The sequence below is a fragment of the Stenotrophomonas sp. YJH_SMC_130 genome (assembly GCF_059369035.1).
Genome location: NZ_JCAFSH010000002.1, coordinates 161,992 through 177,957, shown reverse-complemented (window position 1 = coordinate 177,957; position 15,966 = coordinate 161,992). Strand labels below are relative to the sequence as shown.

Here is a 15,966-nt window from a genome sequence, read left to right as displayed (position 1 = left end):
AGCGGCCGGGCTGCGACACGTGGTCGCAGCCCGGGGCGATCACATGCCCGAGTAGTTCGGGCCGCCGCCGCCCTGCGGGGTCACCCAGACGATGTTCTGGGTCGGGTCCTTGATGTCGCAGGTCTTGCAGTGCACGCAGTTCTGCGCGTTGATCTGCAGGCGCGCGTTGTCGGCGTCGCCGACGAACTCGTACACGCCGGCCGGGCAGTAACGGGCTTCGGGACCGGCGTACTCGGCCAGATTCACCTTCACCGGAATGCTCGGATCCTTCAGTGTCAGGTGGCTGGGCTGGTTCTCGTCGTGGTTGGTGCTGCTCAGGAACACCGAGCTGAGACGATCGAAGGTCAGCACGCCATCGGGCTTGGGGTAGGCGATGCGGGTGTGCTGGGACGCCGGCTCCAGGCAGGCGTGGTCAGGCTGGGTGCGGTGCAGGGTCCACGGCGGGTTGCGCACGCCCAGCTTCGGCAGCAGCCACTGCTCCACGCCGGTCATCAGCGTGGCAACGGTCTGACCCTTCTTGAACCACTGCTTGAAGTTCTTGGCCTGCTGCAGTTCGGTGAACAGCCAGCTGGCTTCAAACGCCTTCGGGTAGGCGCTCAGTTCATCGTGCTGGCGATCGGCGGCCAGCGCGTCGAACGCGGCGTCGGCGCACAGCATGCCGGTCTTGATCGCGGCATGGCTGCCCTTGATGCGGCTGGCGTTGAGGTAGCCGGCTTCGCAGCCGACCAGCGCGCCCCCGGGAAACACCGTCTTCGGCAGCGACAGCAGGCCGCCGGCGGTGATCGCACGGGCGCCGTAACCGATGCGGGTGCCGCCCTCCAGGTGCTTGCGGATGGAGGGATGGGTCTTGAAACGCTGGAACTCCTCGAACGGGCTCAGCCACGGATTTTTGTAGTCCAGGCCGACCACGTAGCCGATGGCGACCTTGCCGCCGTCGGCGTGGTACAGGAACGCACCGCCGTAGGTGTCGCTGTCCAGCGGCCAGCCGGCGGCATGCACCACCAGGCCCGGCTCGTGCCGGGCCGGGTCGATCTGCCACAGCTCCTTGATGCCGATGCCGTAGGCCTGCGGGTCCTTGCCATCGTCCAGTTTGTAGCGGGCGATCAGCTGGCGGCCGAGGTGGCCGCGCGCACCTTCGGCGAAGATCGTGTACTTGGCGTGCAGCGCCATCCCACGCTCGAAGGCCGGACCGATGCTGCCGTCCTTCTCGATGCCCATGTCGCCGGTGGCCACGCCGATGACCTCGCCGTTGTCGCCGTACAGCACCTCGGCGGCGGCGAAGCCGGGGAAGATCGCAACCTCCAGCGCCTCGGCCTGCTGCGCCAGCCAGCGGGTCACTTCGCCCAGGCTGATGATGTAGTTGCCTTCGTTGTGGAAGCACTCCGGCAGCAGCGCATTGGGGGTGCTGCGCGCGCCGGTCTCGCTGAGGAACAGGAATTCGTCGCGGGTGACCTTCTGCTTCAGCGGTGCGCCGCGCTCGGCCCAGTCCGGGAACAGTTCGGTCAGCGCGCGCGGATCCATCACCGCGCCGGACAGCACGTGCGCGCCCGGTTCGGAGCCCTTCTCCAGCACGCACACCGACAGCTCGCGGCCGGCTTCGATCGCGCGCTGGCGCAGGCGGATCGCGGTGGCCAGGCCGGCGGGGCCGGCACCGACGATCACCACGTCGAACTCCATTACTTCACGCGGGGGCAGGGCGTTGGCTTCAGCGCTCATCGATTGCATGACTCGTGGGTAGGGCCGGCATCGGGGCCACCGGCGGTGCCTGGGAATCGCGCGTGCGGCCACGGGCGAAACGGTTGTTTGAATGTGTCAGGGTACCGGGCCGCGCGTGATCGAGCTAGATCGGCCATGTTCACGTCATGATTGCTGCATTGCAGCGTAGCGGTGCATCTCTGGTGGGTGCCGACCTTGGTCGGCACGCGCTGCCCGGATGACCGACAATGGCCGGGTCCTGACTGCGTGTGAGTGCCATGGCTTTGCATCCGTACGATCTGTTCGATGTCCGTTCCCTGCTCAACGAGGAAGAGCGCGCGGTGCAGGAGAGCGTCGCCCGCTTCACCAACGAGCGCGTGCTGCCGATCATCGGCGATGCTTTCGATCAGGCCCGCTTCCCCGACGAACTGGTGCCGGAGATCGCCTCGTTGGGCCTGCTGGGCGCGACCCTGCCGACCGAGTACGGCGGCGGTGGCCTCGGCGCGGTCAGCTATGGCCTGATCTGCCAGGAGCTGGAGCGCGGCGATTCGGGCCTGCGCAGCTTCGTTTCGGTGCAGAGCTCGCTGTGCATGTATCCCATCTACGCGTACGGCAGCGAGGAACAGCGCCAGCAGTGGCTGCCGGCGATGGCACGCGGCGAACTGATCGGCTGCTTCGGCCTGACCGAGGCGCACGGTGGTTCCGACCCGGCCAGCATGAAGACCCGCGCGGTGCGCGACGGCAGCGACTGGCGCATCAGCGGCAGCAAGATGTGGATCACCAGCGGCCCGGTGGCCGACCTCGCGATCGTCTGGGCACAGACCGAGGACGGCATCCAGGGCTTCGTGCTGGAAAAGGGCATGGCCGGCTTCACGACGCAGGAGATCAAGCACAAGATGAGCCTGCGCGCCTCGTTGACCGGCGCGCTGTTCTTCGATGACGTGCGCGTGCCCGACAGCCATCGCCTGCCGAACGTGAAGGGCCTGAAGGGGCCGCTGGGCTGCCTGACCCAGGCCCGTTACGGCATCAGCTGGGGGCCGATCGGTGCGGCGATTGCCTGCCTGGATGAAGCGCTGGGCTATGCCAAGGAGCGCGTGCTGTTTGGTCGTCCGCTGGCGGCCACGCAGAGCGCGCAGATCAAGCTGGCCGAGATGGCCCGCCGCATCACCACCGCGCAGCTGCTGGCGCTGCAGCTGGGCCGCCTGAAGGAAGCCGGCCAGCTGCAGCCGCAGCAGGTCAGCCTGGCCAAGTGGAACAACTGCCGCATGGCGATTGACATCGCCCGCGAGTGTCGCGATCTGCTCGGTGGGGCTGGGATCACCACCGAGCACGTGGCGATCCGCCACGCCCTGAACCTGGAATCGGTGATCACCTACGAGGGCACCGAGACCGTGCACCAGCTGGTGATCGGCCGCGAACTGACCGGCATCAACGCGTTCTGAGTGCATCGGTAGTGCCGGCCGCTTGCCGGCATCGCCGGGTAGGGTGGGCGGCAAGGGACGCCTATCCGGAGATGCAAGCTGAATGAAGAACAATTCCGCTGTAAGGCTGCTGTGTCTCCCGCTGCTCTTCCAAGCCTCCGTGCTGCAGATGGCGTGGGCAGGCAACAGGGATGATGGGGCATGGGCAGGCAGCTATTCGCAGGCGAGCGATCTGTGTACCGAACCGGGCAGCGGACGCAGTTGCCGTGATGGGTTCAGGGACAGCCTGTCGATTGTCGAAGAATCACTGGGCTATAGGGTTGAGCTGCACAGTACCCAGGCGATGCAGCACGTCTGCTCCTTCGTGCTGCATATGAAGCCCGAAGGCGGAAAACTGATTCATCAGTCCGAACTAGGCACAGTGGCTATCGAGAAACATGCAGGTGCGCTGAGAGTCTCATCCGGCGGGATCGACCCGACGGTGACGGGCTTGGGCATGTGCGGTGCGCATGCCGATATTGATGGTCTGGAGTTTTCTTCTGTCGGCAATCGCACGCGCCCCGGGCAACGCAAGGGCGCCCACTCCTGATTGATCCAGGCGGAACGCATCCACGCATGGCGTGGATCTACCGCGCGGCTGTCGGGTCCGCCTTGAAGCGGGCCGAGGAGCGCAGGGTACCGGTGCGCAGCACCGGCTCGCCGATGGCGGCGCGTTTCTTTGGTTACTTTCTTTGCGCGAGCAAAGAAAGTAACACACGTGAGCTACGCGCCGCCGGCAAACCCATGCTGCCGCCACGCCTCGTACATCACCACCGCAACGGTGTTGGAAAGATTGAGGCTGCGGTTGTCCGGCCGCATCGGCAGGCGCAGGCGGCGGCCATCCGGCAGTGCATCGAGCACGTCCTGCGGCAGGCCACGGCTTTCCGGGCCGAACAGGAACGCATCGCCCTCTTCAAAGGCCACGCTGTCGTAGCGCACGCTGGCGCGGGTACTGAGTGCGAACAACCGATTCGGTGCGATCCGCGCCAGCGCGGTGTCCAGGTCGGGGTGCACCTGCAGGCGCGAGTACTCGTGGTAGTCCAGCCCGGCGCGCTTGAGCTGCTTGTCTTCCAGTGCGAAGCCGAGTGGCTCGACCAGGTGCAGCTGCGCGCCGGTGTTGGCGCAGAGCCGGATCACATTGCCCGTGTTGGGCGGGATTTCCGGTTGGAACAGGATCACGTGGAACTGGGGCGCGGCATTCATCGGCGCAGTGTACCTGCGACGACCGCCGCCTTTACGGCGCACGCCCTGCGCGGGGCAGGGCGGCACCGGTTACGGGCGCAGCAGGACCTGGGCGGTTTCGGTGGCCAGGGCCTGCAGGTCGGCAGCGCTCGGGCGTACCTGCAGGGCCGGCAGGTTGACGATGACCGAGTGGGCAACGTTGGTGGCGGCGGCGGCCAGGGTGGCGGCGTAGCGCTGGGCTTCCAGTTCGGCGGCCAGGGCGACGCGCTGTTCCAGGCTCGGGCGCACTTCCACCGAGGCCAGGGTGGTGATCGGCATCGCGGCGGCGACCGGGGCGGCGACGTAGCCGTTGCGCTCAGCCAGCTGGTCGGCGCTGGGGCGCACTTCCACGGTGGCCAGGGTCGGGATGCCGCTGGCCTGTTCCCAGGCCTGCTGGGCCAGCTGGTCGGCGGCAGGGCGAACCTGCACGGTGGACAGCGTCTTGATGGATTCGGAGGCCTGCACCGACGAAACAACCGCGGTGCCGGCGATCAGGGCGATGGCGATGGCAATGGTCTTGGCGTTCATGACGGGGCCTGTTTAGTGTTGGTGAGCAGTGGTGTGGTAGTAATGTAGTACACCAATTCTGGGCATGCAAGAGAAATTTTCGATTTCCTGCATTTGTTCAGTCTTCAGTCAGCTTTTGTCTGAAGCCCTTCCTGGCGCAGGAAGTACCAAGCAATCCGCGTGCCAACTTTTAGTTGTTGATTTGCAAGGCTTTTATGTGGTCCCGAAAGTGTCCGGTGGGCGGACACCTGTCCATTCGATAAGCCGCGGACACTGTCCGGACCGCCTTCAGCCGGCGTCTGTGACGTTTCAAGAGCGCCCGTGGGCGTCGGGCAGGATGGCCATCTGGGCAAACACCCCCAGTGACTGGCGACCGATTCCGGCCGCCGCGCGCGCAGGCTAGGATCGGGGTTCACCTTCGTGACCAAGGATCCGGATATGTCTCTCGCCCTTCGCCCGCGCGCTGCACTGCTGGCCGTCGCCCTCAGCACCGCCCTGGGCACGCTCGCGCCCACCCATGCGCTCGCCGCCAAGCCGGCGGCACCGGCCAAGGTCGATATCCCGTACGAGCAGTTCACCCTGCCCAACGGCCTGCGCGTGATCGTGCATACTGATCGCAAGGCGCCGATCGTTGCGGTCAACGTCTGGTACCACGTGGGCAGCAAGGACGAGCCGGCTGGCCGTACCGGCTTTGCGCACCTGTTCGAACACCTGATGTTCCAGGGCAGCGAAAACCACGACGGCGAATTCTTCGAACCGTTCAAGCAGGTGGGTGCCACCAACCAGAACGGCACCACCAACACCGATCGCACCAACTATTTCGAAAACGTGCCGACCACCGCGCTGGACATGGCGCTGTGGATGGAATCGGACCGCATGGGCCATCTGGTCGGTGCGATCGACCAGGCCGCGCTGGACGAGCAGCGTGGCGTGGTGCAGAACGAGAAGCGCCAAGGCGAGAACCAGCCCTACGGCCAGGCCTGGGACCAGCTCAACAAGGCGCTGTACCCGGTGGGCCACCCGTACCACCACGGCGTGATCGGGTCGATGAACGATCTGAACGCGGCGTCGCTGGATGACGTGAAGACCTGGTTCCGTACCTGGTACGGCCCGAACAACGCGGTGCTGGTGCTGGCCGGCGACATCGACCTGGCCACCGCCAAGGAAAAGGTCGCCAGGTACTTCGGCAGCATCCCGGCCGGCCCGACCATGGCGCAGCCGGCGGTGAACGTGGCCAAGCGTAGTGCCGACACGCGCGAGACGATGACCGACAAGGTGCCGCAGGCGCGCATCTACCGCGCCTGGAACGTGCCGCAGGTCGGCACCACCGAGGTCGATCAGCTGCAGTTGTTCGCGCAGGTGCTGGGCGGTGCGAAGTCTTCGCGCCTGAGCCAGCGCCTGCAGCACCAGGACAAGCTGGTGGACAGCATCGCGTCGGGCCTGTCGACCTCGCAGTTGGGCTCGAACTTCGTGATCATGGCGACGGTCAAGCAGGGCCAGGACCCGGCCAAGGTCGAGAAGATCATCGACGAGGAACTGGACCGGCTGATCAAGCAGGGCCCGACCGCGGCCGAGCTGGAGCGCGCCAAGACCAGTGCCCGCGCCGGTTTCATCCGCGGCATCGAGCGCATTGGTGGCTTCGGCGGCAAGGCCGACGCACTGGCCGAGTGCGCGGTGTTCACCGGCGACCCGGGCTGCTTCCGCACCTCGCTGGCCAACATCGAGAAGGCCAGTGCTGCTGATCTGAGCCGGCTCGGCGCGCAGTGGCTGGACAAGGGCAGCCACACCCTGGTGATCGCACCGGGTGAGCGCGTGGCGCTGAAGGAAGACCCGAGCCAGGCGCCGAAGCCGTTCACCGTGCCGGCGGTGGACCCGAAGTACAGCACCCTGCCCGAGCAGGTCGACCGCAAGGCCGGCGTGCCGCAGACCCGCGAGTTCCCGCAGCTGAAGTTCCCGGCGCTGCAGCGCGCCACGCTGAAGAACGGCACCCAGGTGATCCTGGCCGAGCGCCACGAGATTCCGGTGGTGCAGTTCAGCTACCAGTTCCCGGGCGGCTTCAGTGCCGACCAGGGCCGCAAGCCGGGCACCGCCAACTTCACCATGAGCCTGATGACCGAAGGCGCCGGCAAGCTGGGCTCGCTGGCCTTCGCCGACGCCGCGGATGCGCTGGGCGCCAGCCTGGATGCCTCGGCCGGCCTGGACTCGATGAGCGTGGACCTGTCGGCGCTGAAGGAGAACCTGGTGCCGTCGCTGGCGCTGTACCGCGACCTGCTGCGCGAGCCGCGCTTCGAGCAGGGCGAGATCGACCGGGTCAAGGCGAGCTGGATCGCTGGCATCCAGCAGGAGAAGGTCAACCCGGGTGCGGTGGCAATGCGCGTGCTGCCCCCGCTGCTGTACGGCAAGGGCCACCCGTATGCCATTCCGTTTACCGGTAGCGGTGACGAGGCGGCGATCAACGGCCTGACCCGCGAGGACCTGGTCGACTTCCACCACGACTGGCTGCGCCCGCAGAACGGCACCTTGATCGTGGTCGGCGACACCACCCTGGCCGAGATCGTGCCGCTGCTGGACAAGCAGCTGGGCGACTGGAAGGCCAGTGGCGAGGCCCCGCAGGTGAAGGCGGCCACCGACGTTGCGCTGCCGAAGGGCCCGCGCGTGTTCCTGATCGACCAGCCGGGCGCGGTACAGGCCAACCTGTTTGCCGGCCAGGTGGTGGCACCTTCCAGCGCCACCAGTTCGACCCGCTTCGACATCGCCAACGGCGTGATCGGCGGCGACTTCACCTCGCGCCTGAACATGAACCTGCGCGAGGACAAGCACTGGTCGTACGGTGCGCGCAGCAGCGCGGTCAATTCGGTGGGCCAGCGCCCGTGGATGGCCAGCGCGCCGGTGCAGATCGACAAGACCGGCCCGGCGCTGGCGGAAATGCGCAAGGAAATCGCCGCGTTCGCCGATGGCAGCAAGCCGGCCACCGCTGCCGAGGTCAACCGCATCCGCAACATCCAGACCCTGAGCCTGCCCGGTGCCTACGAGACCGCCAGTGCGGTGGCGTCGACCATCGGTTCGATCGTGCAGTTCAAGCGCCCGGACGATTACGTGCTGCGGCGCAAGGCCGAGATCGAAGCGATGACCCCGGCGCAGGTGCAGCTGGCCGCCGCCGAGATCAAGCCGCAGGCCCTGACCTGGGTGGTGGTGGGTGACCTCAAGCAGACCGAAGCGGCCGTTCGCGCGCTGAACCTGGGCGAGGTGACGGTGATCGACGCCGAAGGCAACCCGGTCAAGAAATAAGGGATGTGCCTGCCCGCCACGGCGGGCAGGTCTCCCGTGGTAGCGCCGGGCCATGCCCGGCGGCTTTCCGGCGGCCAGCCATGCCGCGCTGTGCGCTCGCCGGGCATGGCCCGGCGCTACCTGGGCTCCGCCCCGGCTACCCCCGATTCAGGCTGTTCAGGCAGAATCCCCCCATACCCTTCCAGGATCTGCCCATGCGCGTTCTGCTGCTTTCCTCCCTGCTGCTCACCGTCACCGCCTGTACCTGGGTGCCGATCGAACCGGCCGGCAAGGCAACCCGCGTGCTGCCGGCAGGGCCGGTTCCGGCTGGCTGCATCGCCAAGGGCGAGGTGGTGGTCACCGTGAAGAGCAAGGTCGGCTTCTACAACCGCAACCCGCTGCGGGTGCAGGAAGAGCTGGAAACCCTGGCCCGCAACGAGGCCCCGAGCGCCGGTGCCAATGCCGTCCAGGCCGCTGCGGCCCCCGCCGATGGCAGCCAGCGCTTCGCCGCGTTCCAGTGCCCGCCGCGCTGAACGCTTCACCATACGGCCGAGGCTGAATTCGTAAAGATGCGGTGAAAGCCCGGGGGTTATAGAATAGCGCCCCCTTTTGCCTGAGCCTTGGCGCTAACCTCGATGCTCTTCAAGAATGTCTCGATCGCCGGCCTGGCACACGTCGACGCACCGCATACGCTGACGACCAAGGAAATCAACGAACGCCTGCAGCCGACGTTGGATCGCCTGGGTATCCGCACCGATGTGCTCGGCGACATCGCCGGCATCCACGCCCGCCGCCTGTGGGACAACGGCGTGCTGGCGTCGGACGCCGCCACCATGGCCGGCCGCAAGGCACTGGAAGACGCGGGCATCACCGCGACCCAGGTCGGCCTGCTGGTCAACACCTCGGTCAGCCGCGACTACCTGGAGCCGTCCACGGCCTCGATCGTGTCGGGCAACCTCGGTGTCAGCGACGAATGCATGACCTTCGACGTCGCCAACGCCTGCCTGGCCTTCATCAACGGCATGGACATCGCGGCGCGCATGATCGAGCGCGGTGATATCGACTACGCGCTGGTGGTGGACGGCGAGACCGCCAACCTGGTGTACGAGAAGACCCTGGAGCGCATGACCGCCCCGGACGTCACCGCCGACGACTTCCGCAACGAGCTGGCCGCGCTGACCACCGGGTCGGGCGCCGCCGCGATGGTGATGGCGCGCGCGGAGCTGGTGCCGGACGCGCCGCGCTACAAGGGCGGCGTGACCCGCTCGGCCACCGAGTGGAACCAGCTGTGCCTGGGCAACCTGGACCGCATGGTCACCGACACCCGCCTGTTGCTGATCGAAGGCATCAAGCTGGCGCAGAAGACCTTCAGCGCCGCCAAGATCGCACTCGGCTGGGCCGTGGAGGAGCTGGACCAGTTCGTGATCCACCAGGTCAGCCAGCCGCACACCGCCGCGTTCATCAAGAACTTCGGCATCGACCCGAAGAAGGTCATGACCATCTTCGGCGAGCACGGCAACATCGGCCCGGCCTCGGTGCCGATCGTGCTGAGCAAGCTCAAGCAGCTGGGCAAGCTGAAGAAGGGTGATCGCATCGCGCTTCTGGGTATTGGCTCGGGCCTGAACTGCTCGATGGCTGAAGTGGTCTGGTAAGCAGCCCGTTGCCCGACCTCCTGTAGAGCCGAGCCATGCTCGGCTCACGCGCGCAGCGCGGCTCTTCCGCAGCGGACCGGAGAGCAGCCGAGCAACGGCTCGGCTCTACATTGCGCCGCGACTCTCCTTAGGTGCTCCGCATGCGCGATCTTCCCGGTTACCCCGCCCACCCGCAGCGCTTCGAGGTCCGCCCCGGCCTGTCGATGAACTATCTCGACGAGGGCCCGCGCGATGGCGAGGTGGTGGTGATGGTGCACGGCAACCCGTCGTGGAGCTATTACTGGCGCACGCTGGTGGCCGGCCTGTCGGACAGGTACCGCTGCATCGTGCCGGACCACATTGGCATGGGCCTGTCGGACAAGCCGGACGACAGCCGCTATGAGTACACGCTGCAGTCGCGCGTGGACGATCTTGATGCGCTGCTGAAGCACCTGGGCATCACCGGCCCGGTGACCCTGGCCGTGCACGACTGGGGCGGCATGATCGGCTTCGGCTGGGCGCTGTCGCACCACGAGCAGGTGAAGCGCCTGGTCGTGCTCAACACCGCTGCCTTCCCGATGCCGGCGGCGAAGAAGATGCCGTGGCAGATCGCGCTGGGTCGCCACTGGAAGATCGGCGAGTGGATCATCCGCAGCTTCAATGCGTTCTCGTCCGGGGCCTCTTGGCTTGGCGTGGAGCGCAGGATGCCGGCCGATGTGCGCCGCGCCTACGTGTCGCCGTACAACAGCTGGGCCAACCGCATCAGCACCATCCGCTTCATGCAGGACATCCCGCTGTCGCCGGCCGACAAGGCCTGGTCGCTACTGGAGCGTGCCGGCAAGGCATTGCCTTCGTTCGCCGACCGCCCGGCCTTCCTCGGCTGGGGCCTGCGTGACTTCGTGTTCGACCATCATTTCCTGAAGGGTTTCCAGGCCGCACTGCCGCAGGCCCAGGTGCATGCCTTCGAGGACGCCGGCCACTATGTGCTGGAAGACAAGCACGAAGTGCTGGTACCGGAGATCCGCGCGTTCCTGGACAAGAACCCGATCTGAGAGGTGTGCCGACCAACGGTCGGCACCCACAAGTGGAAGGTATGGGTGGGTGCCGACCGTTGGTCGGCACACCGGATTATGCGGCGACCGGTGCCTGCGGCGGCGAGGACGGGCTGTTGCCGTTGTCGTCCGGATGATCGTCGTCATTGTCGGCGTCATCGCGCCAACGCCAGTTGGCCGGCGTCAGCGGATCCAGGCCATAGGCAATGCGCGCCTTGTCGCACTGCGGGCTGGCCTTGCCGTATTCCCACGATGCATCCACCTCACGGCACACGCTGGGCCGGTTGGGGTGGATCGTGCAGCGTGAATACACGCCGATCTGCGCATCCAGCGCGACGCAGCGCACCGGCTTGGAATGGGTGCCGCGCATGCACAGGCGGTGCGGATCCAGCACCTCGGTGAGCTGATGCGGCACGCCGCCGGGGGTGACCTCGTCCGATTCCATCCAGTGGAAGGCCACGCGGTACTGGGTGCAGCAGGCGCCGCAGGTCATGCAGGGATGTTGCATGGGCAAGCCGCCTCGGGCGGCAGTCGGAATCAGGAACGAGGGAGCGGATTTTCCACGAAGTGGGCCGCCGCGCAAGAAATTCCGTAAGCGGCGACAATGAACGGATGAACCGACCCTGCAATATCGCCGCACGGCTGCCTGAACTGGCGCGTGAACGCCCCGACCAGATCGCCATCCGCTGCCCCGGCCGCCGCGGCGCCGGCAACGGCATGGCCGCCTACAATGTCACCCTCGATTACCGTCAGGTGGACGCCCGCAGTGATGCCATGGCCGCCGGCCTGGCCGGTTACGGGATTGGCCGCGGCGTGCGCACGGTGGTGATGGTGCGGCCTTCTCCGGAGTTCTTCCTGCTGATGTTCGCGCTGTTCAAGCTGGGCGCAGTGCCGGTGCTGGTCGATCCGGGCATCGACCGGCGCGCACTGAAGCAGTGCCTGGACGAGGCGCAGCCGCAGGCCTTCATCGGCATTCCGCTGGCGCATGTGGCGAGGCTGGTGCTGCGCTGGGCGCCGTCGGCCACCCGGCTGGTGACGGTCGGCCGCCGCCTCGGCTGGGGCGGCACCACGCTGGCCACGCTGGAGCGCGCTGGCGCCAGCGCTGGGCCGATGCTGGCCGACACCGATGGCGAGGACATGGCGGCGATCCTGTTCACCAGCGGCTCCACCGGCGTGCCCAAGGGCGTGGTCTACCGCCACCGCCACTTCGTCGGCCAGATCCAGTTGCTGGGCAGTGCCTTCGGCATGGAAGCGGGTGGGGTGGACCTGCCGACCTTCCCACCGTTCGCGCTGTTCGACCCGGCGTTGGGCCTGACTTCAGTGATCCCGGACATGGACCCGACGCGGCCGGCGCAGGCCGACCCGGGACGCCTGCACGATGCGATCCAGCGCTTCGGCGTGACCCAGCTGTTCGGCTCGCCAGCGCTGATGCGGGTGCTGGCCCGGCACGGGCGGCCACTGCCGACGGTGACCCGGGTGACCTCGGCCGGGGCACCGGTGCCGCCGGACGTGGTCGCCACCATCCGCAGCCTGCTGCCGGCCGATGCGCAGTTCTGGACCCCCTATGGCGCCACCGAGTGCCTGCCGGTGGCGGTGGTCGAAGGCCGCGAACTGGAGCGCACCCGTGCGGCGACCGAGGCCGGTGCCGGCACCTGCGTGGGCAGCGTGGTGGCCCCCAACGAGGTGCGCATCATCGCCATCGACGACGCACCGCTGCCGGACTGGTCGCAGGCGCGCGTGCTGGCGGTGGGTGAAGTGGGGGAAATCACCGTGGCCGGGCCGACCGCCACCGACAGCTACTTCAACCGACCGCAGGCCACCGCGGCGGCGAAGATCCGCGAGACGCTGGCCGACGGCAGCACCCGCGTGGTGCATCGCATGGGCGACGTCGGTTATTTCGATGTGCAGGGCCGCCTGTGGTTCTGCGGGCGCAAGACGCAACGCGTGGAAACCGCGCGCGGGCCGCTGTACACCGAGCAGGTCGAGCCGGTGTTCAACACCGTGGCCGGCGTGGCGCGCACGGCACTGGTCGGCGTCGGCGCCGCCGGCGCGCAGGTGCCGGTGCTGTGCGTGGAGCTGCAGCGCGGCCAGTCCGACAGCCCGGCGCTGCAGGAAGCGCTGCGTGCGCACGCAGCCGCCCGCCTGCCGGAGGCCGGCCTGCAGCACTTCCTGGTGCATCCGGCGTTCCCCGTCGATATCCGTCACAACGCCAAGATCGGCCGCGAAAAGCTCGCCGTCTGGGCCAGCGCCGAACTGGAGAAGCGCGCATGAAGATCCTGGTCACCGGTGGCGGTGGTTTCCTTGGGCAGGCGCTGTGCCGCGGGCTGGTCGAGCGTGGCCACCAGGTGCTGGCGTTCAACCGCAGTCATTACCCGGAACTGCAGGCGATGGGCGTGGGCCAGATCCGCGGTGATCTGGCCGATGCGCAGGCGGTGCTGCATGCGGTGGCCGGCGTCGATGCGGTGTTCCACAACGGCGCCAAGGCCGGCGCATGGGGCAGCTATGACAGCTACCACCAGGCCAACGTGGTCGGCACCGACAACGTCCTCGCTGCGTGCCGCGCGCATGGCATCACCCGGCTGGTCTACACCTCCACGCCCAGCGTGACCCATCGTGCCACCCATCCGGTGGAAGGCCTGGGGGCTGACGAGGTGCCGTACGGCGAAGATTTCCAGGCGCCGTATGCGGCCACCAAGGCGATCGCCGAACAGCGCGTGCTGGCCGCCAACGATGCAGCGTTGGCGACGGTGGCGCTGCGTCCGCGCCTGATCTGGGGCCCCGGTGACCAGCAGCTGGTGCCCAGGCTCGCCGAGCGTGCGCGGCAGGGACGCCTGCGCCTGGTCGGCGAAGGCAACAACAAGGTCGATACCACCTACATCGACAACGCCGCGCTGGCGCACTTCCTCGCCTTTGACGCCCTGGCACCGGGCGCTGCGTGTGCGGGCAAGGCCTACTTCATCTCCAACGGCGAGCCGTTGCCGATGCGCGAGCTGGTGAACAAGCTGTTGGCTGCGGTGGGTGCGCCATCCGTGGACAAGGCGATCAGCTTCAAGACCGCCTACCGCATCGGCGCCGTCTGCGAGCGGCTGTGGCCGCTGCTGCGCCTGCGCGGCGAGCCGCCGCTGACCCGCTTCCTGGCCGAGCAGCTGTGCACGCCGCACTGGTACAGCATGGAACCGGCGCGCCGTGACTTCGGCTACGTGCCGCAGGTCAGCATCGAAGAAGGGCTGCGCAGGCTGAAGGCTTCATCTGCTGCATAGATCGCCATCACTGGTTGCACACCGCAGGATCGGGAGGATGGACCCACGCCATCCAAGGCTCGACCACCCGCGAGGAGCGCCATGCTGCACTACGCCATCATCTTCTTTGTCATCGCCATCATCGCCGCCGTTCTGGGTTTCTCCGGAATTGCCGGCGCCGCAACGAACATCGCCTGGATCCTGTTCGTGGTGTTCCTGATCCTTGCGGTGATCTCGATGTTCCGCAAGCGAGGCTAGCTGGTAGTGCCGGCCGCTGGCCGGTATCGCTTTCCGCAGAGTCGAGCCATGCTCGACTCTGCGGGCGATAACAACGCTATACAGCGCTCTGCAGTTCGCGATCGGCTTCATGGCGCTCCAGCGCCAGCTCGATGAGGCGGGTGATCAGCGTGGTGTAGTCCACGCCGCTGGCACCCCACAGCTTCGGGTACATGCTGATGCGGGTGAAGCCGGGCAGCGTGTTGACCTCGTTGATGATGATGTCGCCGCCCGCGGTGAGGAACACATCCACGCGCGCCATGCCGGCACACTCCAGCGCCTGGTAGGCCCGCAGCGCGGTCTGCTGGATCCGCGCCTGGGTTGCGGCATCGATATCCGCGGGTACCACCACTTCGGCACCATCGGCGTTGATGTACTTGGTGGCGTAGGCGTAGAACTCGTCGTGCACCACCACCTCGCCGCACAGGCTGGCCTGCGGATGTTCGTTGCCCAGCACCGCGCACTCGATCTCGCGGCCGATCACCGCCGATTCCACCAGCACTTTGTGGTCGTAGCGCAGCGCCAAGGCCAGCGCTTCGGCAAAGCCCGCCGCATCCTTGACCTTGCTCACGCCTACCGACGAGCCTTGGTTGGCCGGCTTCACGAACAGCGGCAGGCCAAGCTGGGCGATCACCGCATCGACATCCACTTCCGCCACCTGCTGGCGGCGGATGCACAGCCACGGCGCCACCTGCAGCCCGGCGTCGCGCAGCAGGCGCTTGGTCACGTCCTTGTCCATCGCCACTGCCGAGCCCAGTACCGGCGAACCGACGAAGGGCAGGTTGGCCATGCGCAGCAGGCCCTGCAGCGCGCCGTCCTCGCCCAGCGGCCCGTGCACGATCGGCAGCACCACATCGATCTGCGCCAAGGCGCTGGCCGCATCGCACGGCTGCAGCTGCCCCTGCTCGGCGCCCGGGCGCACCACCAGCGACGTGCCGGACCGATGCAGCGCGATGCGCGAGGGATCTTCGGCATTGATCAGGAACGTCTCCGGCTGGCTCAGGTGCCACTGCCCCTGCTTGTCGATGCCGACCAGCACCGGCTCGAAGCGCTCGCGATCGAGCGCATCGAGGATGTTCTTCGCCGACTGCAGTGAAACTTCGTGCTCGGAAGACTTGCCCCCGAAGATGATGCCGACCCGGGTCCGTGCCATGGGGAATGCGATGTCCTGTGCGTTGCGTGACCCCATAGCATGAACCTTCATCGGCCTTCCGCGTGAGGCACAGATGAACCAGAAATCCATCCACGCATGGCGATCTACCGTGTCGACCAAGGTCGACACCCACCAACAACAGCAGGAACCTGTCGAACGCGGGGTGGGTCCGGTTGCGGGGGCGTGAGCCGCATGGGCCCGAGGCATGCCTCGGGCGGGTTGGGCAGGATGCCCAACCCCGGTCTTGCCGTGTGCGCAGGACAGCGCACACGAGCAAGCGGCGACCGAGCTTACATGGGTGAGGGCGCTTTGCTTGCGAAGCACTGCTTCGCAAGCGCCCGAACGCACAGCCGCCCGCGGCTGGGCCGGGCCCCGGAGGGGGACTTGCAGCGTCCCCCGCAACCGGACCCACCCCGCCATCCCACGGACAGCCCGCTTTTGATGTTGATCTTGCCGGCCAGCGGC

14 protein-coding genes are annotated in these 15,966 nt (G+C 67.3%); 9 read left to right on the top strand and 5 right to left on the bottom strand.

The features are described from left to right. Window positions 1-39: 39 nt before the first annotated feature. Window positions 40-1,716: an electron transfer flavoprotein-ubiquinone oxidoreductase gene (locus AC5P5V_RS04995; protein WP_134969142.1), complete on the bottom strand. Its 1,677-nt coding sequence runs from the start codon at window positions 1,714-1,716 to the stop codon at window positions 40-42. A 257-nt stretch (window positions 1,717-1,973) separates the two neighbouring features. On the opposite strand from AC5P5V_RS04995, the gene AC5P5V_RS04990 reads away from it, so the two are divergent. Both AC5P5V_RS04990 and AC5P5V_RS04985 read left to right on the top strand, forming a co-directional pair. After that, on the top strand, window positions 1,974-3,137 hold the full coding sequence (locus AC5P5V_RS04990) for an acyl-CoA dehydrogenase family protein (protein ID WP_024956299.1): 1,164 nt from the start codon (window positions 1,974-1,976) through the stop codon (window positions 3,135-3,137). Window positions 3,138-3,219: 82 nt separating this feature from the next. Beyond that, on the top strand, window positions 3,220-3,705 hold the full coding sequence (locus tag AC5P5V_RS04985; protein WP_134969143.1) for a hypothetical protein: 486 nt from the start codon (window positions 3,220-3,222) through the stop codon (window positions 3,703-3,705). 173 nt (window positions 3,706-3,878) lie between these two features. Here AC5P5V_RS04985 and AC5P5V_RS04980 read toward each other — a convergent pair whose 3' ends face one another. Next, window positions 3,879-4,358 (bottom strand): tRNA (cytidine(34)-2'-O)-methyltransferase, encoded by a 480-nt coding sequence (locus AC5P5V_RS04980; protein WP_061479351.1) that lies wholly within the window; start codon window positions 4,356-4,358, stop codon window positions 3,879-3,881. A gap of 69 nt (window positions 4,359-4,427) precedes the next feature. Beyond that, window positions 4,428-4,904: an XAC0231 family protein gene (locus tag AC5P5V_RS04975; RefSeq protein ID WP_126928900.1), complete on the bottom strand. Its 477-nt coding sequence runs from the start codon at window positions 4,902-4,904 to the stop codon at window positions 4,428-4,430. Between the two features lie 417 nt (window positions 4,905-5,321). Between AC5P5V_RS04975 and AC5P5V_RS04970 the strand changes: the two genes are divergently transcribed. From AC5P5V_RS04970 to AC5P5V_RS04955, 4 genes are all read left to right on the top strand, one after another. After that, on the top strand, window positions 5,322-8,171 hold the full coding sequence (locus tag AC5P5V_RS04970) for a M16 family metallopeptidase (protein ID WP_134969144.1): 2,850 nt from the start codon (window positions 5,322-5,324) through the stop codon (window positions 8,169-8,171). Window positions 8,172-8,365: 194 nt separating this feature from the next. After that, a complete protein-coding gene (locus tag AC5P5V_RS04965) occupies window positions 8,366-8,683 on the top strand; it encodes a DUF4156 domain-containing protein (RefSeq protein WP_005407628.1) in 318 nt (105 codons plus the stop codon). 102 nt (window positions 8,684-8,785) lie between these two features. Then, entirely contained in the window at window positions 8,786-9,802 is a 1,017-nt protein-coding gene (locus tag AC5P5V_RS04960) for a 3-oxoacyl-ACP synthase III (RefSeq protein WP_005420782.1), read from the top strand. Between the two features lie 140 nt (window positions 9,803-9,942). Continuing rightward, on the top strand, window positions 9,943-10,833 hold the full coding sequence (locus AC5P5V_RS04955; RefSeq protein WP_134969505.1) for an alpha/beta fold hydrolase: 891 nt from the start codon (window positions 9,943-9,945) through the stop codon (window positions 10,831-10,833). 76 nt (window positions 10,834-10,909) lie between these two features. On the opposite strand, the gene AC5P5V_RS04950 is transcribed toward AC5P5V_RS04955, so the two are convergent. Further along, window positions 10,910-11,341, bottom strand: a complete 432-nt coding sequence (locus AC5P5V_RS04950; protein WP_134969504.1) for a YkgJ family cysteine cluster protein — start codon at window positions 11,339-11,341, stop codon at window positions 10,910-10,912. A 104-nt stretch (window positions 11,342-11,445) separates the two neighbouring features. Here AC5P5V_RS04950 and oleC point away from each other — a divergent pair, with 104 nt between their 5' ends. From oleC to AC5P5V_RS04935, 3 genes are all read left to right on the top strand, one after another. After that, window positions 11,446-13,104 (top strand): olefin beta-lactone synthetase, encoded by a 1,659-nt coding sequence (gene oleC, locus AC5P5V_RS04945; protein ID WP_231352454.1) that lies wholly within the window; start codon window positions 11,446-11,448, stop codon window positions 13,102-13,104. Next, window positions 13,101-14,093, top strand: a complete 993-nt coding sequence (oleD, locus tag AC5P5V_RS04940) for a 2-alkyl-3-oxoalkanoate reductase (protein ID WP_134968814.1) — start codon at window positions 13,101-13,103, stop codon at window positions 14,091-14,093. The genes oleC and oleD overlap by 4 nt, the downstream gene beginning before the upstream one ends. A gap of 81 nt (window positions 14,094-14,174) precedes the next feature. Further along, window positions 14,175-14,330, top strand: a complete 156-nt coding sequence (locus AC5P5V_RS04935) for a DUF1328 domain-containing protein (protein WP_005407633.1) — start codon at window positions 14,175-14,177, stop codon at window positions 14,328-14,330. A gap of 76 nt (window positions 14,331-14,406) precedes the next feature. Here AC5P5V_RS04935 and ddlA read toward each other — a convergent pair whose 3' ends face one another. Continuing rightward, window positions 14,407-15,501, bottom strand: coding sequence for a D-alanine--D-alanine ligase (ddlA, locus tag AC5P5V_RS04930; RefSeq protein WP_134968813.1), 1,095 nt, complete (start codon window positions 15,499-15,501; stop codon window positions 14,407-14,409). Window positions 15,502-15,966 lie beyond the last annotated feature (465 nt).